The organism is Bacillus cereus, from assembly GCF_015071065.1.
Classification (GTDB): domain Bacteria; phylum Bacillota; class Bacilli; order Bacillales; family Bacillaceae_G; genus Bacillus_A; species Bacillus_A cereus_BA.
In genome coordinates this window covers 1-26,567 of sequence record NZ_VOVA01000016.1, presented here as the reverse complement: position 1 = coordinate 26,567, position 26,567 = coordinate 1, and the positions used below count along the sequence as shown (strand labels likewise).

The window sequence follows — 26,567 nt, the reverse complement described above, 5'->3', positions numbered from 1 at the left end:
GGAGTCACTATGTTTCAAAAAATATTAATTGCTAATCGCGGGGAAATCGCAGTTCGTATTATGAAAACTTGTCAAAAACTTGGCATTCGCACTGTTGCTATTTATTCTGAGGCTGATGAAAATGCCCTTCATGTAAAAATGGCAAATGAATCTTACTTAGTAGGCGGCCCACGTGTCCAAGAAAGCTATTTAAACCTTGAAAAAATTATTGAAATAGCTAAAAAAACAAATGCTGAAGCAATCCATCCTGGCTACGGATTATTATCAGAGAATCCATCTTTTCCAATTCGCTGTAAAGAAGAAGGAATCGTATTTATCGGTCCTTCAGAAGAGATCATTACGAAGATGGGAAGTAAAATTGAATCACGTATAGCAATGCAAGCAGCAGATGTGCCAGTAGTTCCAGGCATTACTACAAATATTGAAACTGCTGAAGAAGCAATTGAAATTGCAAAACAAATTGGTTATCCATTAATGCTTAAGGCATCCGCGGGCGGCGGAGGCATTGGTATGCAGTTGATGGAAACTGAGCAAACGCTCACCAAAGCATTTGAAAGTAATAAAACAAGAGCGCAAAATTTCTTTGGTAATGGAGAAATGTATTTAGAGCGCTATATTGCAGATGCACATCATATCGAAATTCAGCTTTTAGCAGATACACATGGTAATACAGTGTATTTATGGGAACGCGAATGTTCAGTGCAGCGCCGAAATCAAAAAGTAATTGAAGAAGCACCTTCACCATTTTTAGATGAAGGTACACGAAAAGCTATGGGAGAAGTTGCTGTACAAGCTGCTAAAGCCCTTGGTTATACAAATGCTGGCACAGTTGAGTTTCTTGTAGATGATCAGAAGAATTTCTATTTCTTAGAGATGAATACGAGATTACAAGTAGAACATCCGGTTACGGAAGAAATTACTGGGTTAGACCTTGTAGAACAACAACTCCGTATCGCAAATGGTGAGAAGCTATCATTTACACAGGATGATGTAAAACGTAGTGGTCATGCCATTGAGGCTCGTATTTATGCAGAAGATCCGAAAACATTCTTCCCATCACCTGGGAAAATTACAGATTTAACGTTACCGACAAGTGTACGTATTGATCACTTTTTGGAGAATCAAGTAACGATTACACCTTTCTATGATCCAATGATTGCGAAAGTAATCGCTCATGGTGAAACTCGTGAAGAAGCGATTTCAAAATTACAGGATGCGTTGCAAGAGTTAAAAGTAGAAGGTATTAAAACAAACACACCAATGCTACTACAAGTATTGGAAGATGATGTGTTCAAAAGTGGTATTTATACAACGGGTTTTGTAACGAAACAACTTGTTAAAAAATAAGATTTATGAATATTAAGGGGGAAAAAATGATGACGAAAGTATATGCATCGATGGCAGGAAATGTTTGGAAGATTGTTGTAGGAGTAGGAGACACAGTAGAGGAAGAACAGGATGTCGTCATTTTGGAATCTATGAAAATGGAAATTCCAATCGTTTCAGAAGAAGCCGGAACTGTTATGAAAATTAACGTACAAGAAGGCGATTTTGTAAATGAAGGAGATGTATTACTAGAAATTGAATAGGGAGATATAGGGGGAAGCGAATTGAAACTACCTAATTTTGCTGTCATTAAAGAAGTAGGGCCACGTGATGGCTTACAGAATGAAAAAAAGATTGTTGGCACAAAAGATAAAGTAAAATGGATTCAACTACTTACAGAAGCGGGATTGTCGTACGTTGAAGTTTCCTCATTCGTTCACCCCAAATGGGTTCCTGCATTAGCGGATGCAAATGATGTATTTTCTGAGCTAATAAGGGATCCAAATGTTACATATGCAGCGCTTGTTCCAAATCAAAATGGTTTGGAACGAGCTTTTTTGCAAAATGTAGATGAGGTGAATGTTTTTTTATCAGCAAGTGAATCTCATAATAAAAGTAATATTAATAAATCAATTAAAGAAGCATTAGCTGTAATTGAAGATATAACAAAACAGGCAACATTCGAAGGGAAAAAGGTAAGGGGCTATGTTTCTACTGTATTTGGATGTCCTTATGAAGGAGATATAAGTATTGAAGCGGTTGACGAAATATGTAATCAACTATTTTCATATGGCATTTATGAAATCTCTCTTGGTGACACGATTGGTGTAGCGAATCCGTTACAAGTAGAGCAAGTATTAGAACATTTATTAAAGAAGTATGATGCTTCGCAGTTTGCAATGCATTTTCATAATACGTATGGAATGGCACTGGCAAATGTAGTTAAGTCTTTAGAACATGGTATTACAACGTTTGATAGTTCTTGTGGTGGACTTGGAGGATGCCCTTATGCACCAGGAGCATCGGGTAATGTTGCTACTGATGACTTAGTATATATGCTCCATAAGTTAGGTGTCCAAACAAATATAGACGAAGAAAAGTTATTGAGAGCTAGTCAATTTATTCAAAGTAAGTTAAATATCCAATTACCGAGTCATGTGTATAGAGCGCTTCAACATAAAACGATAAGTAGGTGAGAAGATGCTACAATTACAAAACATTTCCGTTGACTATGTTACACCGCACGTTGTAAAGATTTCGTTAAATCGTGAAAGACAAGCAAACTCATTATCTTTGGCATTATTAGAAGAATTACAAATTATATTAACTCAAATAAACGAAGAATCAAATACACGTGTTGTTATTTTAACAGGTGCTGGCGAAAAAGCGTTTTGCGCTGGTGCGGATTTAAAAGAGCGTGCAAACATGAATGAAGAACAAGTTCGCCATGCTGTGGGTATGATTCGTTCTACTATGGAGATGGTTGAACAATTACCACAACCAGTTATTGCTGCTATTAATGGAATCGCACTTGGTGGAGGTACTGAATTAAGCTTAGCTTGTGATTTTAGAATTGCTTCTGACACTGCAAGTCTAGGTCTTACTGAAACTTCCCTTGCAATTATACCTGGGGCGGGTGGTACTCAGCGCTTACCTAGATTAATTGGAGTTGGTAGAGCAAAAGAATTAATTTATACAGGAAGACGTATTTCGGCGCAAGAAGCGAAAGAATACGGTTTAGTAGAATTCGTAGTACCAGCTGATTTACTAGAAGAGAAAGCAATTGAAATTGCAGATCGAATTGCTAATAATGGTCCAATTGCCGTTCGATTAGCAAAAGAGGCAATTTCAAATGGTATTCAAGTAGATTTACATACCGGATTACAAATGGAAAAACAAGCGTATGAAGGCGTAATTCATACGAAAGATAGATTAGAAGGATTACAGGCATTCAAGGAAAAACGCAAACCAATGTATAAGGGGGAGTAAATATGTTAGATCAAAAACAACAATCTAATTCATTTGAAGAACGAGTTGAAACAATTAAGCAAGGCGGGGCACCGAAATATCATGAGCAAAACAACGCAAAAGGCAAACTTTTTGTTCGAGATCGTTTAGCTCTTCTATTTGATAATGGCGAATATGTGGAAGATGCATTATTTGCAAATTGTGAACAAACAGGATTACCAGCTGATGGTGTTGTAACTGCAACTGGTAAAATACATGGTCGTACTGCATGCGTAATGGCAAATGATTCAACAGTTAAAGCCGGATCATGGGGGGCACGTACAGTTGAAAAGATTTTACGTATTCAAGAAACGGCTGAAAAATTACGTGTGCCATTGTTTTATTTAGTTGACTCTGCTGGGGCACGTATTACCGATCAAGTAGAAATGTTCCCGGGACGCCGCGGTGCAGGAAGAATCTTTTATAATCAAGTGAAATTATCAGGTAAAGTACCGCAAATCTGCTTATTATTTGGGCCTTCAGCAGCTGGTGGTGCGTATATTCCAGCATTTTGTGATGTTGTTATGATGGTGGAAGGAAATGCATCTATGTATTTAGGGTCTCCACGTATGGCTGAGATGGTTATCGGCGAGAAGGTAACTTTAGAAGAGATGGGCGGAGCTCGTATGCATTGCTCTGTATCAGGATGCGGAGATGTATTATGTAAGACAGAAGAAGATGCAATTACGCAAGCTAGACAATACATTTCATATTTTCCAAGCAACTACTTAGAAAAGACTCCTTTGATTACACCTCAAGAACCGAAACAGTTCGATAAAACGTTAGAAGAAATCATTCCAGAAAATCAAAATGCTCCTTTCAATATGAAAGATCTCATTAACAGAATTATTGATGAAGGTTCTTTCTTTGAAGTGAAAAAATTATTTGCTCAAGAGCTAATCACAGGTTTAGCACGTATTGATGGTAAGCCAATTGGTATTATTGCAAATCAGCCGCGTATGAAGGGCGGCGTATTATTCCACGATTCAGCTGATAAAGCAGCGAAATTTATAAATTTATGCGATGCATACCATATTCCATTATTATTCCTTGCAGATGTACCTGGATTTATGATTGGTACAAAAGTAGAACGTGCCGGAATTATTCGTCACGGTGCAAAAATGATCTCTGCAATGAGTGAAGCAACTGTACCGAAAATTTCTATCGTCGTTCGAAAAGCGTATGGAGCTGGCTTATATGCTATGGCAGGCCCAGCATTTGAACCAGATTGCTGCTTAGCATTACCAACAGCTTCTATTGCAGTAATGGGTCCAGAAGCAGCGGTTAATGCTGTATATGCAAATAAGATTGCTGCTTTACCAGAAGAAGAGCGTGCAAGCTTTATTGCTGAAAAACGAGAAGAGTATAAGAAAGATATTGATATTTACCGTTTAGCATCAGAGATGGTGATTGATGGTATTGTTCATCCAAATAATTTACGTGAAGAGTTAAAAGGACGATTCGAAATGTATATGAGCAAATATCAAGTATTCACGGATCGTAAACATCCTGTATATCCAGTTTAAAAGCCCTATTTAGGGCTTTCTTGCTCAAAAAGTCAAGGAGGGGAAAACATTGAAACAAGCAGTTTGGTTTCCAACAGAAGAGTATAAAGAAAAAACGCGATTATTTAGTTGGATGAAATCATTAGGTTATGAAGATTACGAAGCTTTTTATAATAAGTCAATTGAAGAAACAGCTTGGTTTTGGGGAGCGGCTGAGAAAGCAGTTGGCTATCAGTGGATGGAACCATATACAGAAGTGTTAGATTTAGAAAATGGTACACCGTTTGCACAGTGGTACACTGGGGGCACTTGTAACGTTGTAGAATCTGCTTTATCCCGCTGGCTTGCAGACGATAAAATGAAAACACAAGCAGCACTCATGTATGAAGGGGAAAATGGAACTTCGAAATCATTTACATATGAAGAGCTTGACAGCTGGGTAAGCCGTGTTGCCAACGGTTTGAAACATGCTGGTATTGAAAAAGGTGATCGTGTAACAATTTACATGCCAATGATTCCTGAAACAGTTGTTGCTATGTTAGCAGTAATGAAAATTGGAGCGATTATTTCACCAATATTCTCAGGTTTTGCTGCTGATGCAGTAATGACACGTGTACAAGCAGCGGGTTCAAAAATGATTATTACCGCAGATGGCTTTTCACGCCGTGGGAAAATCGTTTCTTTAAAAGATGAAGTAGATAAAGCTTGTGAACATTGCCCAACTGTTGAAAAAGTTGTAATTGTTCGTCATGCAGGAAATGATTTTACACCGCATAATTACGATTTTTCATGGAGTACGTTAGAAAAAGAAAAACCATTTACACATGCTGAAGAAATGAATAGTGCTGATCCGTTAATGCTCATATATACTTCTGGAACGACTGGGAAACCGAAAGGAACAGTACACACACATGCGGGTTTCCCTTTGAAATCTGCATTTGATGCAGGGTTTGGAATGAATATAAAACAAGGTGACCGCGTATTATGGGTTACAGATATGGGCTGGATGATGGGGCCATTTTTATTATTCGGCTCTTTAATTAATGGCGCAACGATGGTTATGTACGAAGGTGTCCCAGACTTCCCAGAAGCAGACCGTTTATGGGAAACAGTCGATAAATATGAGATTACACATCTCGGTATTTCACCAACATTAATCCGTGCTTTAATGGCAAAAGGTGATGAGTATGTGAATAAACATTCTTTAAAGAGTTTAGAAGTATTCGCATCAACAGGAGAACCTTGGAATCCAGACCCATGGATGTGGTTATTTAATACAGTTGGTAAAGGTAAAGTACCAATTTGTAACTATTCAGGAGGAACTGAAATTTCTGGTGGGATTTTCGGAAACGTCCTTATTAAACCAATTGCACCGATTAGTTTTAACGCGTCTTTACCAGGAATGGCAGCGGTTGTACTTGATGATCAAGGTAAACCTATTCGTGATGAAGTCGGAGAGTTATGTTTAGAAAAACCTTGGGTAGGTATGACGAAAAGTTTCTGGGAAGATGATGAGCGTTATGTAAACACATATTGGTCACGCTTTGAAAATAAATGGGTCCATGGGGATTGGGTTATTTATGACGGTGAGCAATATATCATTACAGGTCGTTCAGATGATACGTTAAACATTGCTGGAAAACGCATTGGGCCTGCTGAATATGAATCTATTCTTGTGAAACATAATGATGTAATAGAAGCTGCTTCAATCGGTGTACCTGACGATATAAAAGGTGAAGTTTGTCATTGTTTTGTTGTATTACGAGACGGTGTAACATTCACAGGAGAATTAAAGAAAGAATTAATGAGTTTAGTAAACTCTCATATTGGAAAAGCATTATGCCCAAAAGACATCCACGTTGTAGAAGATTTACCAAAAACACGAAATTCTAAAGTAATGCGACGTGTCATTAAAGCTGCTTACTTAGGAAAAGAATTAGGAGATTTATCGTCGCTAGTAAATCCTGAAGTAGTTCCGTTTATTCAGGGGTTGCAGTCTAGCCAACTATAAAATTACGAATGAGCTCTATGTAAATAGAGCTCATTTTTAATGTTTACAAAAAGATAAGAGAGAGAAAAAGTAAATTTGAAGTAGAAAAATTCTACTATAAGTGTTAAGTATGTCTGTTTGTTTTATAGTTTTTATCAAAATAGTATACTGTGGCATATCTATTCAATGGAGTGATTGAATTTTGTTAAGAATGAAAATTTAGTGAAGAAAAAAGTAATGAATAAAAGGAGAAATCCCTGGGGGACAGGGATTCAATAAGGGAGATATCGTTGTCGTTCAATGTCGAAATTTGGCGTATCCGACAAATTAATATTATCACGAATTTTCAGGAGATTGTGATAGTGGATGTGTCAAAAATGTGTACGGGTTTCATATAAAAGTGTTAATTAAATAGGAAAAGGGAAAAGAATTAAGTTCACTCGTTCTTAAGATTTTCCCCTTTTAAATTTACTGCTTGTTCGTTGTTCTATATACATCTGAAATTGGTAAATCTTCGCCATGTAAAGCTTGAGTACTGTCCTTTTTTTTTGAATCATGTGCCTCCTGAGATGTTTCTTGCATTTGCTCTTGGGCTTTACTAGGAGTATTCAGCGCATCCGATGACACATGATCAAGTTGTTGACTTAATAGATTTTTTTTATCCATGTTATATAGCCCCTTTTTGAACTTAGATATAAAAACGATGTATTTTTATATAGTTACGTGGGTATTATGTATCTTTGAATGGAATTATATACATAAACTATATTGAGAACTTAACTAATTATAAAAATTATTTGTGATGACAAACTTAAAGAATATAAAAATCATTAGTTCTTAATAAAAGCGTTATGTGATATTAAAATTCTGCATGCCTAAAAAGAGCAATTTATATATGAACCATTAAAAAGATTAACATGGCCTTACTGATTGGGGTCAAGTGTATGTAAACATTTTTAATAAAGTCCCTTTGAAAAATTAAAAGGGACTTTATGTTTGGATAATCAGAGTTATCGGTTGCTAATTAGGTGCTATTTCTTCGGCAGTGAGGATAACAGATACTATACCTTCAATAAGCGTAGGAGTAGTTCTACGTACCAAGTTTCCTTCTAATACATAGAAAAAGGTTCCGACTCCGGGTTTATCAAAAGCTGTAAAAGTAGTAGTTAATTCATCAAAATCCGTATTTTGAACAGATTGGATAGTTGCAGCTGGTGCTATACGTCTAATTCGAAAGCCGACAACAGTTGCATTAAGTGGAGTAGAACTTACAGATGAGAAAAGAGTTTGCGATTGTATTGTTGCCATGAATCTGATGATATCGTTAGGATTATTAATAGTGATGCTTACTGTTGAAAGAGGAACAAATGTTGAACTTGTTAAATTTGGAAGGGAAGCGCTGTTAACTCCCACTTTAAATTGTCGTAATCCATTTGGTACTTCAGGTAAAGGGAAAGTGCACGGGAATGGTAAATGTGGGTTTTTATTAAATTGGCTCATAAATTTCACCCCCTATTATTTGATTCATTATTAATATATTCATTGAGTATTTAAGAGGAACATGGCAATTATCTAATATTACTAATAATAGTGGTAGATATTTAAATGAAATAGTTATTTAATAAAAAAAGCAGTTAGCTTTTGCTAGCTGCTCCGTTCCCTGGAGAGTGCTCGTTATGTAATTTAGATGAAGATGTTAGCTATTAAAAATATAGCTCCTATCAAAATTAGAGATTCAAATAAAATCAAAAATTGGTTTTTCTGTGGCTTTCGAAATTCTTTTATTAAGCTAAAAACAGCACTCATTCCAAAGCAAATGTATAACAAAATCATTATTGTTTCTGACATACTTAACACCTCTAATATATTAGTGATTTCATTATATAACGAAAATTAAATGTGTGTAAGAGTTTAACAAAATCCTTAATTTGTAGCGAATGGGTGAAACTCTTGGATAAGTATCGGACTTTATATGTGTTACTAAAAAGTAATAAAGAGCAGTTAACACTATTTAGTAATGAAAGTTTTAGCGACATTATGGATCTTTTGAATGAAGAAAAATTTACTATGCTTTTTGATTTAAAAAATGGATTATATCTGCCTTGTGCATTTAATGCAGATGACATTAGTGCCATTTATAGAGGAGAAGATTAAAGCAAAATCGTTATTTGATTACATGGTATATAAACAAAGAAGAGCCTGATATGGCTCTCAGGCTCTTCCCTCAATAGCAAAGAGTAAGTCTTTTAATTACTCTTCTGCTACATAATAAACGAAAATTATATATATGTGTAGAGCGAGAAATCCCAATATAATTATCCAGATATAGCGTTTAAAAATAAAATCGTCGAATTAAAATAAGGAATTAAATTACAAATGTTGATTTATCGCGTGTTATTGATGAGGTTCTATTAATCGGTAGTTGATAAAGAGATATTACAATAATAAAAAATGGAATATTGCATATCGAATTGTAAACGTGGAAGAAGTGAAAATGATAACCGAACAAAAACGCTATTTTAATAGCAGGGGGCGGAATAGTGCACCTAAAGGAGTATACCATTTACAAAGGTGAATCACTCATATGTATCGGGACTATACAGGAATGCGCGCAGTATATGGGGATATATGGTGATTCTTAATATTAAAGAGAGCCCAAAGGCTCTCTTTAATATTTATGGGGTCCGCCAACAAAACGAAAAGCTGCAAGTGCATCAATATATTAGAAATTTTGTGAACATGAAGTACAAGGTCCACCAGTAGGTTGAAATACGACATTGTCAATAAAAGCTGTTGCGCCTTCCCCACCTGTAGCAATATTTTGGAAAGCAACACATGCTGTAGTCACACCAGGAGGTATACACACAACCAGAATATAATGTTGGAAAAGGGATTGCGGTTGATTCGCAACAGGTATAATATGTGGAATATTTGATGGACCAAGAGTTATTGGGAGAGGAGGACATCCATGTCCAAGTTCTGGAAAAGATACAGAAGCTATAAGAAATGCATTATCCCTTACATCTGCAGCAAAAGAAAACGTAAAACAACAGCCTTCGTCAACATCAACTGATTGATTAATACTTCCACCTGGTCCAATTGACACAGCTAAGAGACTAAGTGTCCCATCTGACAGGATACGACCACTATGAGCGTTTGGAGCACCTACTTCTGTAACATCCCCAGTTTGATTCCAACCAGGAACTGGATCGGTTATTATTGGTAGCTCATCAAATCCAGGGTTGTCAAGAACATTAGTACATGGACAACACGCTACTGCTGTTGGTCCTGTTGGTAAAGTGAATGGGGGAATAGGTGGGAGTGTTGAAGCAATTAAACTTGATTCAACAGCAGCTCCACGTAAATCATAAATTCCCCTCCTATGATTGCTCGTCATAGGAGGGGAATTTAGCGAAAAGCAAATCACGAAGCTGGAAAGCGATTATATAAAAGCGCAAGAATAATTAAGAAAAATTAAAGAACGTATCGAGAGTAAGAAGCGAAGTAAAAGGAAAATGCAAGCAGAATTTTACGATCATGATGGTTGGATGATATACGATGGTGAATGGGTTGAAGTGGACAAGCAATAAAAGAACAGCTAGCGAAAGCTAACTGTTCGATCTAAAGGTGACAATCTGGATGCATAGATAGTATATAACGAGATAGTAAGTTGGATAGAATTTGTCAACATCTGATAAGTAAATCGGAAAAAAACACAAAAAGTAATATTATGGAAGTTAGATGTGATTTGCAAGTTACTAAATAAAATCCTTCAAAAAATTAAAAAAACGGCTTGTTTACTAACCTATCATTTTACCTTTATATGATAGAGTGCTTTCTACTAGACATAGAATTCATACAAACTATGCTAATTTTCAAGAGATAGTGGAGAGAACTACTGGTTATGATATTGATCAACAAATACTTGTTGAAGAAAACGTTCTGATTTTAAATAATATCTTATTTTGGAGTACGCTTTTCTGAATGTATATTTCACAACAGCAAAGGAAAAACATACTATATTACTGCAAACAAAGCCTATGTAAATGTGAAGTAATAGGAAAAGCTGGTCCTTCTTAAAGGAGCCGGCTTATTAAAAGAAAAAAGATTCGTTTGAGAAAGAGGTTATCTAAATTTTAAATTCAGCAGAATTAAATTCAAGTTCCCTCATTAAACAGGCCTCTAATTGTTAGAGGCCCGTTTTTATAATTAATATAGAAAAGAATGTTTATTGTCGTTGAAAGCACTTTTATACTAATAATGCTACATAGTTGGAGTATTTGAATTGAGGATTCATACAGTAGTATATTTGTTTTTAAAGGTATAAATAAGAAGGTTTAGTACAAGTGTTTGTTTTTTTTGTTTCTATGCTTTTGTCTCGTACACTTTTAAGCTATTGGACATACTTTACTAGTAGAAAGGATTAGGGGGTGAGGTTTTGGGTTCTCGATTTAATAATTGTAGAAAGAAATGTACGTGTAAGCATGATGATTGTTGGGACATTTTTGAAGAGTGTAAAAAAGAAAAGCATGAGAAATGTGACAACTCTTGTGTACAAGGAATTAGAGATGAGCTAAAAAAATTAGTTGATAAAACAGTGCGAATTAATACTGAAGGACGTACTTATATAGGTACTGTTTCTTCGGTAACTTGCGATGTTGTTAAGCTAGCTGCTATTCCTGGTTCAGTCGCAGCAATTATATCTCTTTGTAAAATTGAAGCAATTTTACCACCTGCTACAACTGTTACTGCTGAGTTTGATTTTAACGGTGTTGACGTAGCAAATAAAGCATAATTATGCTGTTTTGTGTGTAAAGCCATTCTTATGAATGGCTTTTTATTTTGTACAAAAGGGAATATATTTTTCAAATAGAAATAAGTTTGAGTGTAAATAAAAGAGTGTATCAAAGGAGAATGGGAATGATAAAACTTGAAAAATTTACAAGGTCCGATTTCAAACAATTAATAAATTGGATCGATTCCGAAGAGTTTTTAATACAATGGTCGGGAAATGCATTTACATACCCTTTAAATGAACAGCAATTAGATGAATACACAGAAAGTGCAAATACACTCGCATTCAAAGTAATAGATGAAGAGACTGAAACAGTTATTGGTCATATTTCTCTTGGGCAAATAGATAATATAAATAAGTCTGCTAGAATTGGACAAGTGTTAGTTGGTGATACGAAAATGAGAGGACGTTCTATAGGGAAACATATGATGAAAGCAGTACCTCATATTGCTTTTGAAGAATTGAAACTGCATAGAGTTACTCTTGGTGTTTATGATTTTAATACGTCAGCCATTTCATGTTACGAAAAAATAGGGTTTGTAAAAGAAGGTTTATTAAGAGATGCGAGAAAAGTAGGAGATACGTATTGGAACTTATGGGAAATGAGTATGTTAGAATACGAATGGAACAATGTGAAATTTTTGTAAAAAAATACAAAAAATAAAAAGGGAGATAGAAGAAGGTGAAGAGCAAGGAAGGGGAAGTTAATCTAATTAAACAAGCTTTATTAATTTTGCAAGAAGAGGATAATCCGAAAGAGACATTATTTTCTATCTGTTTGAGTGAACAGAAAAGAGAAAAAGTAAAGTAAAAAGACTATCTAACTTTTGGATAGTCTTTTTACGCTAAATATTCCCTTTAGATTTCTCGTAGTTCACAAACATCTCTAATTGTTCTAATGTTTTTTTACGTTGTTCTTCGGGTAAGTCATTAATGATTTGAAGAATTTCGTGTGCTTCTTTTGTTAGCTGTAAATCTTGGTCCGCTGTTAAACCTGGTGAATCAGATAAACCTAACAAATAATCGGTTGGGACTTTTAAATAATTTGCTATCTTCTGAAGTGTACGTGTACCGGGTGATTTTTTTCCCTCGACATAATTATAAACAGAAACATGACTAACTCTGATTTTTATATTATTTGCAAATAGTTCCGGTTGCTATACCAGTTGGAGCAACACCCACCGGGACAGTAGCAATAACGGCATTAGTAGCAGTATCAATAACAGAAACAGTATTACTAGCTTGATTTGTAACATAGGCACGAGTGCCATCTGGTATGATGGTTACTTGATCCGGGGATAGTGCAACAGGAATGGTATCAATTACTGTGTTTGTCAATGTGCTTATTACAGAAACATTATCACTATTTTTATTCACAACATAAATGCGAGTACCATCTGGTGTAATAGCTATACCAACAGGCTCGACGCCTACGTTAATTGTATTAATAACTGTATCAGTAGCAGTATTAATAACTGAAACGGTATTACTAGCTTGATTTGTGACATAAGCAAGAGTGCCATCTGGTGTAAAGACAATTATTCTAGGGCGGCTACCGACTGGAATGGTAGCGATAACTGTATTGGTAGCAGTATCAATAACAGAAATCGTATTACTTAATTCATTTGCAACATAAGCAAGAGTTCCAGTTGGATTGAATGTGATCCCTTGTGGATTGATTCCAACAGGGATGGTAGTAGTGACTGTATTGGTAGCAGCATTAATGACAGAAACGGTATTACTGCCATGGTTTCCAACATAAACAGTTGTGTTATCTGGAGAAACAGCTACACCAATTGGATTAATTCCAACAGGGATGGTAGCGATAACTGTGTTAGTGGCAGTATCAATAACGGAAACAGTATTAGAAAAAAGATTTGTAACATAAGCACGAACCCCATTTGGTGAAACTGCTACTTCAAGTGGGGCATTTCCTACAGTAATTGTAGCGACAACTGTATTTGTTCCAGAGTTAATTACAGATACTGTATCATCTGCAGGATCATCGATAGCTCCTGCATTTGTAGCATATACAAGGAAATTGCATGGAGGGACAGTCGGTCCGGTTGGTCCGGTTGGTCCGGTTGGTCCGGTTGGTCCGGTTGGTCCGGTTGGACCAGTTGGGCACTCACATTCTCCTGCTGGACCAGTAGGTCCTTGAATACCTTGCACACCTTGAGGCCCTGTTGGTCCTTCAGGCCCTTCAGGTCCCTGGATACCTTGCACACCTTGAGGTCCTGTTGGTCCTTCAGGCCCTTCAGGTCCCTGGATACCTTGCACACCTTGAGGTCCGGTTGGTCCTGGCGGCCCAGGAACTCCCATTCCTGTCCCCGAACCAGTAGGTCCTTGTGGTCCTTGAGGTCCCTGAATGCCTTGCACACCTTGAGGTCCTTGTGGCCCTTCAGGTCCCTCAGACCCTTGGATACCTTGAACGCCTTGAGGTCCTTGTGGTCCTTGAATACCTTGAGGTCCAGTAGGCCCTGGAATTCCAGTTCCCGTCCCAGTAGGTCCAGTAGGTCCAGTTGCGCCCGTTGGTCCAGTAACGCTTAATAGTGAACTATTCAAGACGCCTTGTAGAATTAAGTTAAATGTCTGCTGTAACAAGGGGTCCGATATATTTGAACAACTAATAAGTGAAGACAAACTTTGGAATAGAAATTGGAATAATGCTGAGATTTGAGTGAGAGATGCAGTAGGTAAAGAATTGATTAATTGATTTATAGTTCTTATAACTAAATTTCTATTTGGTGTATTTGGTTGTACTGCTATTAATAAATCATTTAATGCCTGCAATGCTGATTGAAGTATTTGTATAGTTGTCGGATTTGGTGTTGTAAAAAAAGAAAGGATGGCTTGGTTTAATTTGTTTATTATTTGTAATAATTCTTGTTGTTGGGAATTTGAGAAAAAAACAGGTATACAACAATTATTTTGATTACAAGGGGATACAGGAATAACACAGGGGAATTGGAATTTTTCACACGGATTTGTTGGGTTTGACTTTTTGTTGTGACTCATAAATACCTCCTTTTGAAAAATTTAAATGTTAAGTATTTCTTGATAATTTAAATTAGAAAATGAGTTTAAAGTATTTGTGGCATATGTTTAATGTGAAATGTTCAAAAATATTTTTTCTTTCAAAGTATATGTCAACAAAATGGAGATGTTCTTATGGGACATATAATCAATACTTAGTTACTAATAGGGCATTGTAATTATAGAAAAGATAATGAAGGGTACAAAGTGAAATAGACAAGTGATTGTATTTTATAAATTTAACAAAATAGTTATTTAATAAAAAAAGCAGGTAGCTTTCGCTAGGCTGCTTTACTCCATATGGGAGTTCTCGTTATGTAATAGATGCTGTGAAGTGGATAATAGATATGGGGAGTGATAAATGTGCTGGTTTAAGTTGTGTGAGCAGCTTACTGAGGAAGAATTGCTTCGCAAACGTGTTGGCGGTGTTGAGAGTATTTTAGAAACACTCTTCCATATTGTAGATGTAGAGTACAGCTGGATTAGTGCGCTTCAAGAAAAAGAAGACAACGAACCACAGTTTAAAGATTATCAATCAATCAAAAAAGTGAAAGCGTTATCTGATTTATATAGACGAGAATTAGAAAGCTTTTTGCAATTATGGTCTGGCGACTTCGAATCAAAAATATTAAAAGCTTCATGGACAGATAAAACATATAAATACGGTGAAGTTTTAAGGCATGTAATTGCACATGAAATTCATCATATTGGTCAGATATCTATATGGGCGAGGGAGTTAAACCTTCAGCCCATTTCAGCGAATTTAATTGGAAGAGGATTATAGATTTAGAGGCCGACTTGTTTAAATGCAAGTCGGCTTTTATATAAAAGAGAAATCTTAGTTAAAATCCTCTGATTTTTTCTGACGTATATGTAAAAACATTAAGGTGGTAATGATTAAAAAGATCATAATCGTTTGTATAATTAAATTTTTAAACTGAAGTAAAATGGTCCAAGATGTAATAGCGTCTTGGAAAGCTTGGAGTGCAGAATATGAGGTAGGTTCAAAACCGTATTGAAGTAACTTTTTTGTTTCAACAAAAGCCGTGTTTTCTTCATTGGCGTCTAATACTACAGAAATAAACCTTGTATCTCCTTGTTTTGCTGTACCAACAAAACTATAATTACCGTTAGTTGACAAACTAGTTTGCAAACCATCAACACCATGAAGTTTAATTTTTTCATTAAGGGAATAAATCATCTTATTCGTGTTAAAAACTTGGAAATCTTTGAAGGTAAATTTGTAAGAGGTTAGTTTCGTAATATTCAGCACATCTGGAAAATCTTTTACTAATTGTGTTGCTAGTTTAGCTGCGTCTATCGCTGTTGTACTAGGTTGTTTATTTGTATCGTTATTTACTCCAGTAGAGTTTAGAAATGGAGATGATTGTGATAACTTTAGTTGTTTTGCTTTTTCATTCATTATCATTGTAAAGCTATCTTCATTTCCAGCAATGTGTTCCGCTAGTGCAAGTGCGGAACGATTATTTCCTGTTAAAAGCAATGCATGAAGTAAATCGCGAACCGTCGTTTTATCCTTTGATGTTACTTGAATAGGACTCGCTTCCGCTTGGAACACTTCGTTACTTATTTTTACTGATTCATCTAATTGTATTTTGCCGTCATTCAGTTGTTCCATCACAATATACTCTGTCATTAATTTAGATAAAGTGGCCGACTGAATGGGAGTACTTTCATTTTTTTTATAAACAATTTCACCAGAATTAGTATCTATTAAAATAGCTGATTTAGCTTGAATAATTGGACCATTTACATAAAGATAAAAATATAAAACGATAAGTGCAGTAATAAGAAAAGATAATAATAAAATTGTTATTTTTTTCAAGAATTGCATAAGCGATCCTCCTACTATGACATCAATAATATTATTGTAAGAAGGAATGCTTAATTAGGAAGAAAGAAAAGGTAAAGAATTTCTAAAGAATTTCAAGGAATTCTTTAATTTTGGATTTTGATGGAAAATTAAAGGTTCAATTTCTTATCATATAAGAAATTGAACCTAGAAATATGTCTTATTAATATGTGTATGGAAGTAATTTTACAGTGAAAGTTGTCTTTTCATCATCACTATATACTTCAATTGTTCCTTTATGCAGTTCGACAATGCTTTTTGCAATTGCTAATCCGAGCCCAGATCCACCGGTGTTTGTCGATCGTGATTTCTCTACGCGATAAAAACGTTCGAAAATATGAGGTAAATCAGTACTTGGGATAGCTTGTCCGTAATTTGTTATATCAATTGCGATCGTATTATTGCTTTCGTAAGCGATAATGTCAATATGATCTCCATCATTTCCATAAGTAATAGCGTTTATGATTAGATTTTCAAACACACGTACTAACTTATCTCCATCAGCTAGTACCATTAGTTTTTGAGATGGGAAAGAAGGTCGACAATCAATATTAGCTTCTTGAAGCTGTATCCGAAATTGGACAGTTAATTGTCCAAGCAATTCTATAATATCAATGGGAACAGAATTTAAACTTAACTCTTTATTTTGAACACGTGTATATTCAAACAAATCATTCATTAATGCGTTGAGACGGGTTACTTTATCGTAAATGACTTGTATGTAATGACGCAATTCCACTTCATCTCTATAATTATCATGATGGATTAAATTTACATATCCAACTATAGATGTAAGAGGCGTTCGTAAGTCATGTGATACATTCGTAATCAGTTCGCTTTTTGCTTGTTCCGCCTGTCTTTCTTCATCAATTGATACTTTTAACTGTTCAACAATTTGATTGACCCCAGTTGCTAATTCTTCTAAGTATTCATGATGTGCAATTGAAATTTTATGATTAAAGTGTCCGTTCGCAATATAACGGATTTCCTCAATCATTTTTTTTATACAAGTTTCATAGTATAGTTTTTTTTCGTGACGATAAAAAAGGTAAAGATAGGATGAAAAAATAGTAAATAAAAACAAATAAGAAACGATCATCATCCATAAAGATTCCTTTATCCCTCTATACTTTTCATAACCAAAAATTCGAATGAATTCTTTACTTAGTTCGCTTAGAGTAAGTGAACTCTCAATTACACTCGTAACGAGGCGATATATAATTAATTCGGTAATAGGTGTAAGAGTGATAGCTAATAAAAGCCAAAGAATAATCTTCCATTTTGGAATATCTTTTAATATATCAAATGCTTCATTTCTCAATTTTATAGCCTACTCCCCAAACCGTATGAATCAGTTTTTCACCATTCATTACTGTTTCAAGTTTATCCCGTAAATTACTAATATGGACCATTACCGTTTTATTAGAACCATAACCATCTTCATTCCAAACACGTTCGAATATTTCTTCAGAACTAAATACTCTTCCAGTATTACTCGCAAGTAAATATAAAATATCAAATTCGATAGAGGTGAGCTTAATATATTCACCATTTACTTTAACGGTATGATTATGTTTATGTATTTCAACTGTACGAATGCGAATGATACCATCTTCATTATTTGGTGTAGCAGCGTTTTGGAAAGAGGATCTTCGTAACAAAGCTTTCACTCTAGCAACTAATTCTAGTGGATTAAACGGTTTAATCATATAATCATCTGCGCCTGTCATAAGTCCTAAAATTTTATCCATATCTTCAGCCTTTGCACTAAGCATAAGGATAGGTACAGTATTATTTTCACGCACTTCTTGACAAACTTCTAATCCGTTTCGTTTTGGCATCATAATATCCAAAATCATAAGGTCAACTTCATATGTAGATATCATTTGTAATGCTTCATCACCATCATAAGCTTTATAAATGTTATAGCCTTCATTTCGTAAATAAACAGCGAGTAATTCTACAATATCCTTATCATCATCAATAATTAATATGTTTTTATGCATTATATAGTTAGTTCCTTTCCTTACAATTAATCAACATTACTATAATATCAAACATTTATGTATTTTGTAGCAATGTTTCTACATAAAATTTCATGTATCGTATTAAAAAGGGAATTAAAACATTCATAACGAATACAAAATAAGAAGGATATTTAAACTCCACATTATAATGAAAGTTAGTTATAAGGGGGATTTTCTATGTTATATAATGATATATATTCATTTACTCCAACTGGAAAAATAGAAAATGATATTAAAGCTTTTCTATTAAAATACAATAAAGAAGTTACATATAAACATTCAATTCGTGTTGCAAATGAGGCAAGAAAAATTGCGTAAACATTTTATGAAGATGAAGAAAAAGCAGCGATTGCAGGGTGTTTACATGATATTAGTGCAATCTTTCCGAACGAGGAGCGGATTGCAGTTGCTGAAAAATTCGGAATAGAAATATTACAAGAAGAACGAGAATTTCCAATGATTATTCATCAAAAATTATCGAGAGTAATTGCAAAAGAGATATTTAAAATAGAGGACGAAGAAGTTTTAAATGCTATCTGTTGCCACACTACATTGCGTAAACATGCTACAAAGATGGATTTAGTACTATTTGTTGCTGATAAATTAGAATGGGATCAAATAGGGACACCTTCATATTTGATAAATGTAAAAAAAGCTTTAGGAAACTCTTTAGAACATGCTGCTTTTGTATATATTTCATATTTGTGGGAAAGAAAAGATACATTAAAAGTCATACACCCGTGGCTAGAAGAAGCATATTGGCATTTAAAAGAAATTGTAGAGTAGAAAGGGTATAAAAATGCAATTAAAAGAATATATGAATCAAACATTCCCAGAAGTTACATTCGTACCGTCCATGTACTTTCAGTGGGAAAATCATCTTCATTTTGACTTTGGGAAAGATAAATATCAATTCAAAGAAGATGGTAACACGTATAATATGGAATATTTCATACAACTATATAGGTATAATAAAAGTCTTTTTAAAGATATATTTTCAAAAGAAGATACCGTCTTTTTAGTCACAAATGTTTATCGATTTAAACAGGAAAATATAAAAAATTCGCAGAAAATAAATGTATACAATAGATTTATTAAAAAGAGGGATTTAAAGTTTCATATAAGACAAGAAACATTCCCTTTTCTATTTGAAGATGAAGAAGCTGAATTATATTGTACATATCAATTTTCTTTACAATGTTTTGCGGAAGATATTAAATATGAACCGCTTATTGAAGCTGTTAATCATGAGGATTTCCCTGACCTACGTCCACGCCTAGGACGAAAAAAAGAAATTTCATATCCAGATGTATTTTTTATAAATGTAACAAAGGATATCATCATGTTTATTTATGATGATAGAGGATGTGAAGTAATCGCGAAGAATAAAGAAATGATACGGGATTTATATGAGAAGTATAAAGAGTGGATACCAGATTATGAACGAGAAAGTATAGATAGCTTATTTCAATGACAATAGGGGAAGTGAAGCGTGTAATGAAACGTATCGCAATCGTATCCGCATGGGAACCAGAACTTACGTATTTGCATCAACATTATCCAAGTGAGCGTGTAGAGAAGATAGCAGCTTGGGAATTTCATTTTCATTCTATTAATGAATTAGAAGTGATATCAGTCGTGACAGGTGTTGGAAAAGTAAGTTGTGCTAGTTGTGTACAATTATTAATTAGTGAATTTCAGCCAGACCAGTTATTTATGACAGGAATTTGCGGGAGTTTATCAGATAAAGTGAAAAATGGACACATCGTTGTAGCTCTTAATACTTTGCAGCATGATGTTACAGCGGCTGGTTCAGGAGAAGATAGTTTTAATCTATATGATGGTAGAACAGCACCTATTGAAACAACTAAATCACTCGTAAAACGAATGAAGAAATTGCGTTCGTATGACCCGGTCCATTTTGGTACATTTCTATCTGGAGATCAGCGTATTCGTAGTTCAGAAATGAGATATTTACTACATACTGTTTACGGTGCTTTAGCCGTTGATCAAGAAGTGGCAGCATTCGCTTATGTATGTCATATAAATAAAAAACCATTTCTATGTTTAAAAGCTGCCTCAGATCAAGCGAATGACAAAACGAAAGAAGAACAAAAGGTTTTTAAAATGTTAGCATGTGAAAGAGCATGTGAGCATTTAATTACTTTTTTACGTGTTTATGAAATAACTGTAGTAAACAATGGATAGTAGGAGAATGTCCATTTATTTCAAATTAAGAGGTGAAATAATATTGATTACGTATTATGGAGAGCTTTGTACAAAAATATATGAAAGTGATAAATCAATTGCGAGTGGAAAAGAATTGGATTTTTATCTTTCTTTTGCAAAAGACAAAAACATACAAGTGTTAGAACCAATGTGTGGAAATGGTAGAATGTTAATTCCTTTTATGCAAAATGGTGTGAATATAGAAGGATTCGATATTTCGAAAGATATGCTTAAAGTTTGTAAAGATAAAGCAGAAAAATTAAACTTAAAACCGGTTGTGTCACAAGGAAGAATAGAAGAATACTATAGTGATAAAAAATACGATCTTATTATGATTCCTATAGGTTCATTTTCACTTTTACCAAATAATATAGTAGACATTAGTCTTAAAAATATGAAAAACAACTTAAAGGAAAATGGAAAATTACTTCTTACTGTTGTACAAGGTGGAAGTGAAACAGAACAAATTCTAGATTGGATAGAGACAAATAGAAAAGAAATTAACAATGAATTAATTGTTGAGTATAGAAAAGTGTCATATGATGAGGCACAAAAACTTTTAAATATTAAACTAAAATATGAAGTTATTCATGATGAGAAAATAGCAGAAACTGAGATTATGGATTTTCCTATAAGACTATATGATTTAAAAGAATTTGAAAATATACTTATTGCTAATGGATTTAGTCAAATTGTTGTTCATGAAATAAAGGATGGATATGGTGAAGGGAATTCATTTCATGTGTTTGAATGTAGTAAATAACAAGCCAAAGCGGAGGATTATACTTATATGATTCAATACAAAAGATGTAGTGAAGTGAGTATAGATTTAGTGTATGAAGCTTTTAAGGACGGGTTTTCAGATTACATTATTAAAATGGAAGTTTCAAAAGAAGATTTTATAAAAAGGTTTTTTGGTCCAGAAGGAAATTCGTTAGAACACTCCTTTCTTGCTTTAGATGGTGATAAATCTGTTGGTGTAATACTTGGTGGTATAAAAGTTTATGAAAGTATAAAAACAATGCGCTGTGGAACTTTAGCGGTTCATCCGGATTATCGCGGCATTGGTGTAAGTCAAAAGTTATTTGGGCTGCATAAAGAAGAGGCGATTCAAGATGGATGCAAGCAACTTTTTCTTGAAGTAATTGTAGGGAATAATCGAGCGATGCATTTTTATAATAAATTTGGTTATGAAAAAGTATATGAACTTTCTTATTATAATTTAAATGATCTAACTAAAATAATTAATAAAGATTTTAAAGATATTGAAGTAAAACAAATAGAATTTCAACCATTTAAATTCGAAATTCAGAAATGGCTTAACTTCCATATAAATTGGCAAAATGATATGGATTATATCGAAAAAACAAATAATAGATTTTACGGGGCATATATCGATAATGATTTAAAAGGCTCTTTATGTGTAAATGAACAAGGGAAAATTAGCTTTATATTTGTAGATAAAGACTATAGAAATAATGGTATGGCGACGCAATTATTACAATTTGCAAGTAAAGAATTGAAGTTATCAAGTTTATCAATGGGGTTTCCTAATAATGGGTTAATTCAGGGGTATTTGAAAAAGTGTCGATTTGAAAAAAACTCTTTAGCACAATATGAAATGTACCATTTATTATAAAAAGCAGAAAATATTCTTTCTGCTTTTTATTTTGTCAGGGGGGAGAAATTAGATTAGAGCCCTCGTATATAATAAGTCAATCAATTTTGGAGCTAACAAAAACTTCTTAAATTAATTGGAGTGTAATAGAGATTTCTTTTTCAAATGAAATCATGTAAAATAAAAACAGAACGTATATTCGTTTTGGTGAAAAGGAGGTTAATTAATAATGTTAGCTGTAATAGATAAACAAAGTAATGAATACGTAGTACAATTTAATCGCCATTTTCCACATTCGATAGAAGAACTTTGGTCTGTATTAACAGATAATAATAAGTTAAAAAAGTGGATGTCTAACTTACAAATAGAAGACCTTAGGACAGGTGGAATTATAAAGTTTGATATGATGGATGGTACATTTATAAATATTGATATCTTAGAATGTCAAATGAATTCAGTTTTAGAATTCACATGGGATAAAGATCGTGTCCGATTTGAAATACATAAAGAGGAAAATGGTTCACTTTTACTACTTAAAGAATTTATTCATGAATTAACAGATCATACTCCGAAAGATGTTGCAGGGTGGCATATTTGTTTAGATCTTTTTTCTTCAGTTTTAGAAGAGGAAGAGAAAGAATTTTCAAAAGATGAGTGGGAATATTGGTTTGACAAATATAAAGTTAAGACCGATGAGTTGAAAGGATATTAATTCTATAATCGATATTTATTGTGTAATTATTATCTTATAAAAACGTTTTTTTAAAACAATAAGAATAGAGGCTAATATGAAAGTAAATCAATTAATTGCGAACAATATAAATAAATTAGACACAGAAATACCGGTAAATAAATCATTTGGAATTGCTGGATTGTCTGGATCTGGTAAAACAACTTTTTGCCAAACAATTGGTGAAGAATCCAAAAAGCGCCTTGTTTCCTTATTACCAAAGGCTGAATATCAGTATTTATTCCCTAATATTATGGAAACTAATTTCAGTGCTATTAAGATGGAAGAAATGCCTTTAGTACTTTTTCTAGGAAAATCATCTATTTCTTCTAATCCACGTTCAACGATTGGTACTCATACAGGTGTTTTTAAAGAGATACGTGAACAACTTGCTGAAAAATATAATCTTTCTCCTGAGGTCTTTTCATTTAATAATCAGTTAGGTTGGTGTCCTGATTGTAAAGGACGCGGCACTACTAAAAATATTGAGTGTAAAAAATGCGAAGGAAGAAGATATAGTAAAGAAATTGAACAATATACAATTGAATTATTTGATAAACCACATACAATTTCAAATATTAATGATTTAAGTGTAGAATCTATTCTTTCATTAGCCGCAGTTTTAAATATTAGCGAAGCGAAACAACATATGCTTCAAAACATTGTTAATATGAATATTGGTTATTTAACATTAAATCGGATTATGGGTACATTGTCAGGTGGAGAAATCACACGACTGTACTTGGCAGAATTTATGGCAGTAAGTGAAAATACTGTAATTATCATTGATGAAATTTCAGTAGGTCTTGATCATAAAACACTATTAAAAATTTTAGAAGAGATTAAACAATTAGGATGTAAGAATCAAATTTGGGTTATTGATCATTCAGACACAGTGCTTGATACAACTGATGAGCAATTGTTTTTTGGACCAGGTAGCGGGAAATATGGCGGAACAATTGTTGAAGAATCACCAAGACCAGAGCCAATAATTTGGGAAATAAATCATGAAATACCAACAGAATATTATGCATTCCATGATTTATATTGCCGTAACATCCAAATGACTGAATTTCAGATTCCTAAAAATAGACTTGTCACTGTTACAGGTGAATCAGGATGTGGTAAATCAACACTTGTTAATGAATGCATATCCAAAGATTTCCTGAAACGATATCCAAAAGATAAACTAGTTATGGTAGGACAAGATCGAAACCAATCAATTACAAGTCGTTCAACCGTTGCGACTTTTCTTGATATTAAAAAGAAACTTACTAAATATAGTGAAGATATTGATGACATTTTTGAACGCTCGATTGAAGATATCATTGATGAACTTCCTAATGAAGATATTGCTTATAAACGCTTGAGCCTATTAATTAAACTTGGACTTGGTTATTTGACATTAGAACGAAAAACACAAACATTATCAACTGGTGAGTTTCAATGTGTTCATTTAGTTTCGGAGCTATTTGCAAACTCAAGAAACCCACATACACTATTTATTTTTGACGAGCCTTCAAAAGGTTTATCACAAAATATTTTAAATCAATTTATCGATAGTGTCCGGGCTATTTTACAAGATGAATCAGTTTCTATCGTAATGATTGAACATAATGCCTATATGTTAGAAAACTCTGATTTTATCGTTGATTTTGGTAAAAGAGAACATGCATCTGTAGAACATCTTGATGTTGTGAGTCATGTTGAGTATTATCGTCAAAAAGATGCTGTAGATAAAGTTAGTCCATTACAAATTTCTTCAACACTCAATCAACAAAATGGAATTAACTATTTAGAAGAAAATCATATTGCTTATTTTAAAAATGCAGAAAACATCTATAAGGGTGGTATTTTAAAAAGTTTATCTTCAATGGCACGATTAATTTACGGTGAATTCGAATCTGATACAATTGCACCTGTTGTTGCAATTGATCTTGAAAGACATTTGTATAGTCAATATAGTTTCTTGTATGAACTTGGTGGATTGATTAATCATATTGTAGCTGCCCATCCGACTAATAAAGATACGAGAAGTTTTGATTTCTATTCACAGGATAAGCATTGTCCATCTTGTTCAGGACGTCTTAAGATTGAAGTCTTTGATAAAGAAATTACAATTCAAGATAAAAACGTTCCATTTTGGGATGGTCTATTCGATCCAGAAATCATGAAAGTATTAAAATTTTATCAGTATGAAAAAATAGAATTTCTATTTGAAGAAATTAAAAATGAACTTGGTCACGATTTGTCAAAGAGCTATAATGATATGTCAGAAGAAGAAAAACATACATTTTGGTACGGCTATTTTGATAAGTCATTTTATGATAAGAAAGGTAAGACACGTAGAACATGGGTAGGATTTAATACAATTATTGGTGGGTATATTGTTATTTCCAAGGCAGCTATTAAAGAACAAATTAAGGAATCTAAAGAAATGATTACATGCCCAATTTGTGAGGGGACTGTTTTAAATCATCATAAACCACTTAAATTTGGCATCTCAGATATTCGCGAAATAATCAATCATCCTATTGATGAAGTATTGAAAACAGTTGGTGATTTACCAGCACTCGTTAAATTAAAGTCTATTGTAGGTGGCGATATGAGATTGACAGAAGATGTATCATTATTGCCAAGAAAAGCACAAGCTGCATTGAAAATGTTTGAATTAGAACAGGCAAGTTTTTCAAATTATGAAATGGTGTTGCAAAATGTATTACCATTCTGGGACGAAATAAAAGGAAATATAGAATCCATTAGCGTTAATAATCAAATAACTGTTTGTGATTTTCCTAATGTTTATGAAACAAGAGAAACCATTATAGATAAGTATTTCACAAATGGTAAATATAAAAAACTAACATATGTGTATGAAGCATTTGGTTACAAAAAATTAGTTACCCAAATTAATAAAATTAAAAAAAGTAACCCATGTGCATTCTGTAACGGAAAGAAAGCTATAACCGAAGATAATCTGCATGATGGCGTATTTAAATTAACAATTCCATGTGTAACTTGTAATGCAAGTGGTATCAATGATGAAGGGCTTAAAGAAATTGTTGATGGCATAGATGTGCAAACATGGTTAACTGGAAAAGTTAGTGATGTTGTGGATGAAGGCTTACGAACTGAGGATGTTGCAGATATTCTAATATTTAATCGAATTCGTGAGTTGAATAAGCGGGAAATGATGGCTGTTTATGAATGTCTGGAGAAAAATAATTAAATTAAGAAAAATAAAAAATAGTGGTCAGTTAGGGATTAAAAACTCATTTGCAATAATCTGCAAATGAGTTTTTATGTTGAAGAAGAGTTTCTTTAAACGTGTTAAGGTAGATAGATAATATAGCCAAAAAATCTATTTGTAATACTAATATAAATTATTCTTAAATTATTAAGTTTTTAACTGAAAGGTATTACAGGTTGGC

At 33.7% G+C, this 26,567-nt stretch carries 24 protein-coding genes and 2 pseudogenes; 18 read left to right on the top strand and 8 right to left on the bottom strand.

Going from position 1 to position 26,567, the window contains the following annotated elements:
• Positions 1-9 precede the first annotated feature (9 nt).
• From FT637_RS23995 to FT637_RS23970, 6 genes are read left to right on the top strand one after another with little or no spacing between them, the layout of a single operon-like run.
• Entirely contained in the window at positions 10-1,347 is a 1,338-nt protein-coding gene (locus tag FT637_RS23995) for an acetyl-CoA carboxylase biotin carboxylase subunit (protein WP_193648414.1), read from the top strand.
• 26 nt (positions 1,348-1,373) lie between these two features.
• Positions 1,374-1,589, top strand: coding sequence for an acetyl-CoA carboxylase biotin carboxyl carrier protein subunit (locus FT637_RS23990; RefSeq protein ID WP_001985297.1), 216 nt, complete (start codon positions 1,374-1,376; stop codon positions 1,587-1,589).
• A 21-nt stretch (positions 1,590-1,610) separates the two neighbouring features.
• On the top strand, positions 1,611-2,522 hold the full coding sequence (gene mvaB, locus FT637_RS23985) for a hydroxymethylglutaryl-CoA lyase (RefSeq protein WP_193648413.1): 912 nt from the start codon (positions 1,611-1,613) through the stop codon (positions 2,520-2,522).
• 4 nt (positions 2,523-2,526) lie between these two features.
• On the top strand, positions 2,527-3,315 hold the full coding sequence (locus FT637_RS23980) for an enoyl-CoA hydratase (protein WP_193648412.1): 789 nt from the start codon (positions 2,527-2,529) through the stop codon (positions 3,313-3,315).
• A gap of 2 nt (positions 3,316-3,317) precedes the next feature.
• Positions 3,318-4,859 carry an acyl-CoA carboxylase subunit beta gene (locus tag FT637_RS23975; RefSeq protein ID WP_193648411.1) on the top strand — a complete coding sequence of 514 codons (1,542 nt, stop codon included), beginning with the start codon at positions 3,318-3,320 and terminating at the stop codon, positions 4,857-4,859.
• Between the two features lie 49 nt (positions 4,860-4,908).
• The gene (locus tag FT637_RS23970) at positions 4,909-6,849 is read left to right on the top strand and encodes an AMP-binding protein (protein ID WP_193648410.1); all 1,941 of its coding nucleotides are present in this window, start codon (positions 4,909-4,911) and stop codon (positions 6,847-6,849) included.
• A 447-nt stretch (positions 6,850-7,296) separates the two neighbouring features.
• Here the strand turns inward: FT637_RS23970 and FT637_RS23965 are convergent, their stop codons facing one another.
• Positions 7,297-7,494 (bottom strand): hypothetical protein, encoded by a 198-nt coding sequence (locus FT637_RS23965; protein WP_193648409.1) that lies wholly within the window; start codon positions 7,492-7,494, stop codon positions 7,297-7,299.
• 354 nt (positions 7,495-7,848) lie between these two features.
• Positions 7,849-8,328 carry a hypothetical protein gene (locus FT637_RS23960; RefSeq protein WP_193648408.1) on the bottom strand — a complete coding sequence of 160 codons (480 nt, stop codon included), beginning with the start codon at positions 8,326-8,328 and terminating at the stop codon, positions 7,849-7,851.
• A 441-nt stretch (positions 8,329-8,769) separates the two neighbouring features.
• Here FT637_RS23960 and FT637_RS23950 point away from each other — a divergent pair, with 441 nt between their 5' ends.
• Positions 8,770-8,982, top strand: coding sequence for a hypothetical protein (locus FT637_RS23950; protein ID WP_193648406.1), 213 nt, complete (start codon positions 8,770-8,772; stop codon positions 8,980-8,982).
• Positions 8,983-9,550: 568 nt separating this feature from the next.
• Here FT637_RS23950 and FT637_RS23945 read toward each other — a convergent pair.
• Positions 9,551-10,225: an exosporium leader peptide-containing protein gene (locus FT637_RS23945; protein ID WP_227493933.1), complete on the bottom strand. Its 675-nt coding sequence runs from the start codon at positions 10,223-10,225 to the stop codon at positions 9,551-9,553.
• 1,041 nt (positions 10,226-11,266) lie between these two features.
• Here FT637_RS23945 and FT637_RS23940 point away from each other — a divergent pair.
• The 3 genes from FT637_RS23940 (at position 11,267) to FT637_RS30350 (ending at position 12,434) form a co-directional block, all read left to right on the top strand.
• A complete protein-coding gene (locus FT637_RS23940) occupies positions 11,267-11,623 on the top strand; it encodes a hypothetical protein (protein WP_193648405.1) in 357 nt (118 codons plus the stop codon).
• A gap of 119 nt (positions 11,624-11,742) precedes the next feature.
• On the top strand, positions 11,743-12,270 hold the full coding sequence (locus FT637_RS23935) for a GNAT family N-acetyltransferase (protein ID WP_193648404.1): 528 nt from the start codon (positions 11,743-11,745) through the stop codon (positions 12,268-12,270).
• A gap of 35 nt (positions 12,271-12,305) precedes the next feature.
• Positions 12,306-12,434, top strand: coding sequence for a hypothetical protein (locus FT637_RS30350; protein WP_319805963.1), 129 nt, complete (start codon positions 12,306-12,308; stop codon positions 12,432-12,434).
• A 34-nt stretch (positions 12,435-12,468) separates the two neighbouring features.
• On the opposite strand, the pseudogene FT637_RS23930 reads toward FT637_RS30350, so the two are convergent.
• Positions 12,469-12,750, bottom strand: a pseudogene (locus FT637_RS23930) (helix-turn-helix domain-containing protein); the annotation flags it as partial.
• Between the two features lie 7 nt (positions 12,751-12,757).
• Complete coding sequence (locus FT637_RS23925; RefSeq protein WP_193648403.1) at positions 12,758-14,641, bottom strand: beta-propeller fold lactonase family protein; 1,884 nt, start codon at positions 14,639-14,641, stop codon at positions 12,758-12,760.
• 379 nt (positions 14,642-15,020) lie between these two features.
• On the opposite strand from FT637_RS23925, the gene FT637_RS23920 reads away from it, so the two are divergent.
• Positions 15,021-15,443 (top strand): DinB family protein, encoded by a 423-nt coding sequence (locus tag FT637_RS23920; RefSeq protein WP_193648402.1) that lies wholly within the window; start codon positions 15,021-15,023, stop codon positions 15,441-15,443.
• A gap of 54 nt (positions 15,444-15,497) precedes the next feature.
• On the opposite strand, the gene FT637_RS23915 is transcribed toward FT637_RS23920, so the two are convergent.
• From FT637_RS23915 to FT637_RS23905, 3 genes are all read right to left on the bottom strand, one after another.
• On the bottom strand, positions 15,498-16,514 hold the full coding sequence (locus FT637_RS23915) for a D-alanyl-D-alanine carboxypeptidase family protein (protein WP_193648401.1): 1,017 nt from the start codon (positions 16,512-16,514) through the stop codon (positions 15,498-15,500).
• Between the two features lie 181 nt (positions 16,515-16,695).
• Positions 16,696-17,853, bottom strand: a complete 1,158-nt coding sequence (locus FT637_RS23910; RefSeq protein ID WP_193648400.1) for a sensor histidine kinase — start codon at positions 17,851-17,853, stop codon at positions 16,696-16,698.
• Entirely contained in the window at positions 17,843-18,538 is a 696-nt protein-coding gene (locus tag FT637_RS23905) for a response regulator transcription factor (RefSeq protein WP_193648399.1), read from the bottom strand. Before FT637_RS23905 ends, FT637_RS23910 begins: the two co-directional genes overlap by 11 nt.
• Before the next feature lie 198 nt (positions 18,539-18,736).
• Between FT637_RS23905 and yqeK the strand changes: the two are divergent.
• The 7 genes and pseudogenes from yqeK to FT637_RS23870 all read left to right on the top strand — a co-directional run bounded on the left by yqeK (position 18,737) and on the right by FT637_RS23870 (position 26,365).
• Positions 18,737-19,345, top strand: a pseudogene (yqeK, locus tag FT637_RS23900) (bis(5'-nucleosyl)-tetraphosphatase (symmetrical) YqeK).
• A 13-nt stretch (positions 19,346-19,358) separates the two neighbouring features.
• Positions 19,359-20,033: a DUF3885 domain-containing protein gene (locus FT637_RS23895; RefSeq protein WP_193648398.1), complete on the top strand. Its 675-nt coding sequence runs from the start codon at positions 19,359-19,361 to the stop codon at positions 20,031-20,033.
• Positions 20,030-20,767: a 5'-methylthioadenosine/S-adenosylhomocysteine nucleosidase gene (mtnN, locus tag FT637_RS23890; protein WP_193648397.1), complete on the top strand. Its 738-nt coding sequence runs from the start codon at positions 20,030-20,032 to the stop codon at positions 20,765-20,767. Before FT637_RS23895 ends, mtnN begins: the two co-directional genes overlap by 4 nt.
• Before the next feature lie 7 nt (positions 20,768-20,774).
• Positions 20,775-21,551, top strand: coding sequence for a class I SAM-dependent methyltransferase (locus FT637_RS23885; RefSeq protein ID WP_413773243.1), 777 nt, complete (start codon positions 20,775-20,777; stop codon positions 21,549-21,551).
• A 27-nt stretch (positions 21,552-21,578) separates the two neighbouring features.
• Positions 21,579-22,427 (top strand): GNAT family N-acetyltransferase, encoded by an 849-nt coding sequence (locus FT637_RS23880; protein WP_193648395.1) that lies wholly within the window; start codon positions 21,579-21,581, stop codon positions 22,425-22,427.
• Positions 22,428-22,635: 208 nt separating this feature from the next.
• Positions 22,636-23,118 carry an SRPBCC family protein gene (locus FT637_RS23875; RefSeq protein WP_193648394.1) on the top strand — a complete coding sequence of 161 codons (483 nt, stop codon included), beginning with the start codon at positions 22,636-22,638 and terminating at the stop codon, positions 23,116-23,118.
• A 76-nt stretch (positions 23,119-23,194) separates the two neighbouring features.
• On the top strand, positions 23,195-26,365 hold the full coding sequence (locus FT637_RS23870; protein WP_193648393.1) for an ATP-binding cassette domain-containing protein: 3,171 nt from the start codon (positions 23,195-23,197) through the stop codon (positions 26,363-26,365).
• Positions 26,366-26,567 lie beyond the last annotated feature (202 nt).

Bases quoted from the DNA above. Each gene is read 5' to 3' on its own strand.
- FT637_RS23975 (WP_193648411.1), top strand. From the start codon at position 3,318: ATGTTAGATCAAAAACAACAATCTAATTCATTTGAAGAACGAGTTGAA.
- FT637_RS23895 (WP_193648398.1), top strand. From the start codon at position 19,359: ATGCAATTAAAAGAATATATGAATCAAACATTCCCAGAAGTTACATTC.
- FT637_RS23935 (WP_193648404.1), top strand. From the start codon at position 11,743: ATGGGAATGATAAAACTTGAAAAATTTACAAGGTCCGATTTCAAACAA.
- FT637_RS23875 (WP_193648394.1), top strand. From the start codon at position 22,636: ATGTTAGCTGTAATAGATAAACAAAGTAATGAATACGTAGTACAATTT.
- mtnN (WP_193648397.1), top strand. From the start codon at position 20,030: ATGACAATAGGGGAAGTGAAGCGTGTAATGAAACGTATCGCAATCGTA.
- FT637_RS23945 (WP_227493933.1), bottom strand. From the start codon at position 10,225: ATGACGAGCAATCATAGGAGGGGAATTTATGATTTACGTGGAGCTGCT.
- FT637_RS23920 (WP_193648402.1), top strand. From the start codon at position 15,021: ATGTGCTGGTTTAAGTTGTGTGAGCAGCTTACTGAGGAAGAATTGCTT.
- FT637_RS23960 (WP_193648408.1), bottom strand. From the start codon at position 8,328: ATGAGCCAATTTAATAAAAACCCACATTTACCATTCCCGTGCACTTTC.
- FT637_RS23905 (WP_193648399.1), bottom strand. From the start codon at position 18,538: ATGCATAAAAACATATTAATTATTGATGATGATAAGGATATTGTAGAA.
- FT637_RS23870 (WP_193648393.1), top strand. From the start codon at position 23,195: ATGAAAGTAAATCAATTAATTGCGAACAATATAAATAAATTAGACACA.
- FT637_RS23965 (WP_193648409.1), bottom strand. From the start codon at position 7,494: ATGGATAAAAAAAATCTATTAAGTCAACAACTTGATCATGTGTCATCG.
- FT637_RS23980 (WP_193648412.1), top strand. From the start codon at position 2,527: ATGCTACAATTACAAAACATTTCCGTTGACTATGTTACACCGCACGTT.
- FT637_RS23880 (WP_193648395.1), top strand. From the start codon at position 21,579: ATGATTCAATACAAAAGATGTAGTGAAGTGAGTATAGATTTAGTGTAT.
- FT637_RS23995 (WP_193648414.1), top strand. From the start codon at position 10: ATGTTTCAAAAAATATTAATTGCTAATCGCGGGGAAATCGCAGTTCGT.
- FT637_RS23885 (WP_413773243.1), top strand. From the start codon at position 20,775: ATGTCCATTTATTTCAAATTAAGAGGTGAAATAATATTGATTACGTAT.
- FT637_RS23990 (WP_001985297.1), top strand. From the start codon at position 1,374: ATGATGACGAAAGTATATGCATCGATGGCAGGAAATGTTTGGAAGATT.
- FT637_RS23925 (WP_193648403.1), bottom strand. From the start codon at position 14,641: ATGAGTCACAACAAAAAGTCAAACCCAACAAATCCGTGTGAAAAATTC.
- FT637_RS23915 (WP_193648401.1), bottom strand. From the start codon at position 16,514: ATGCAATTCTTGAAAAAAATAACAATTTTATTATTATCTTTTCTTATT.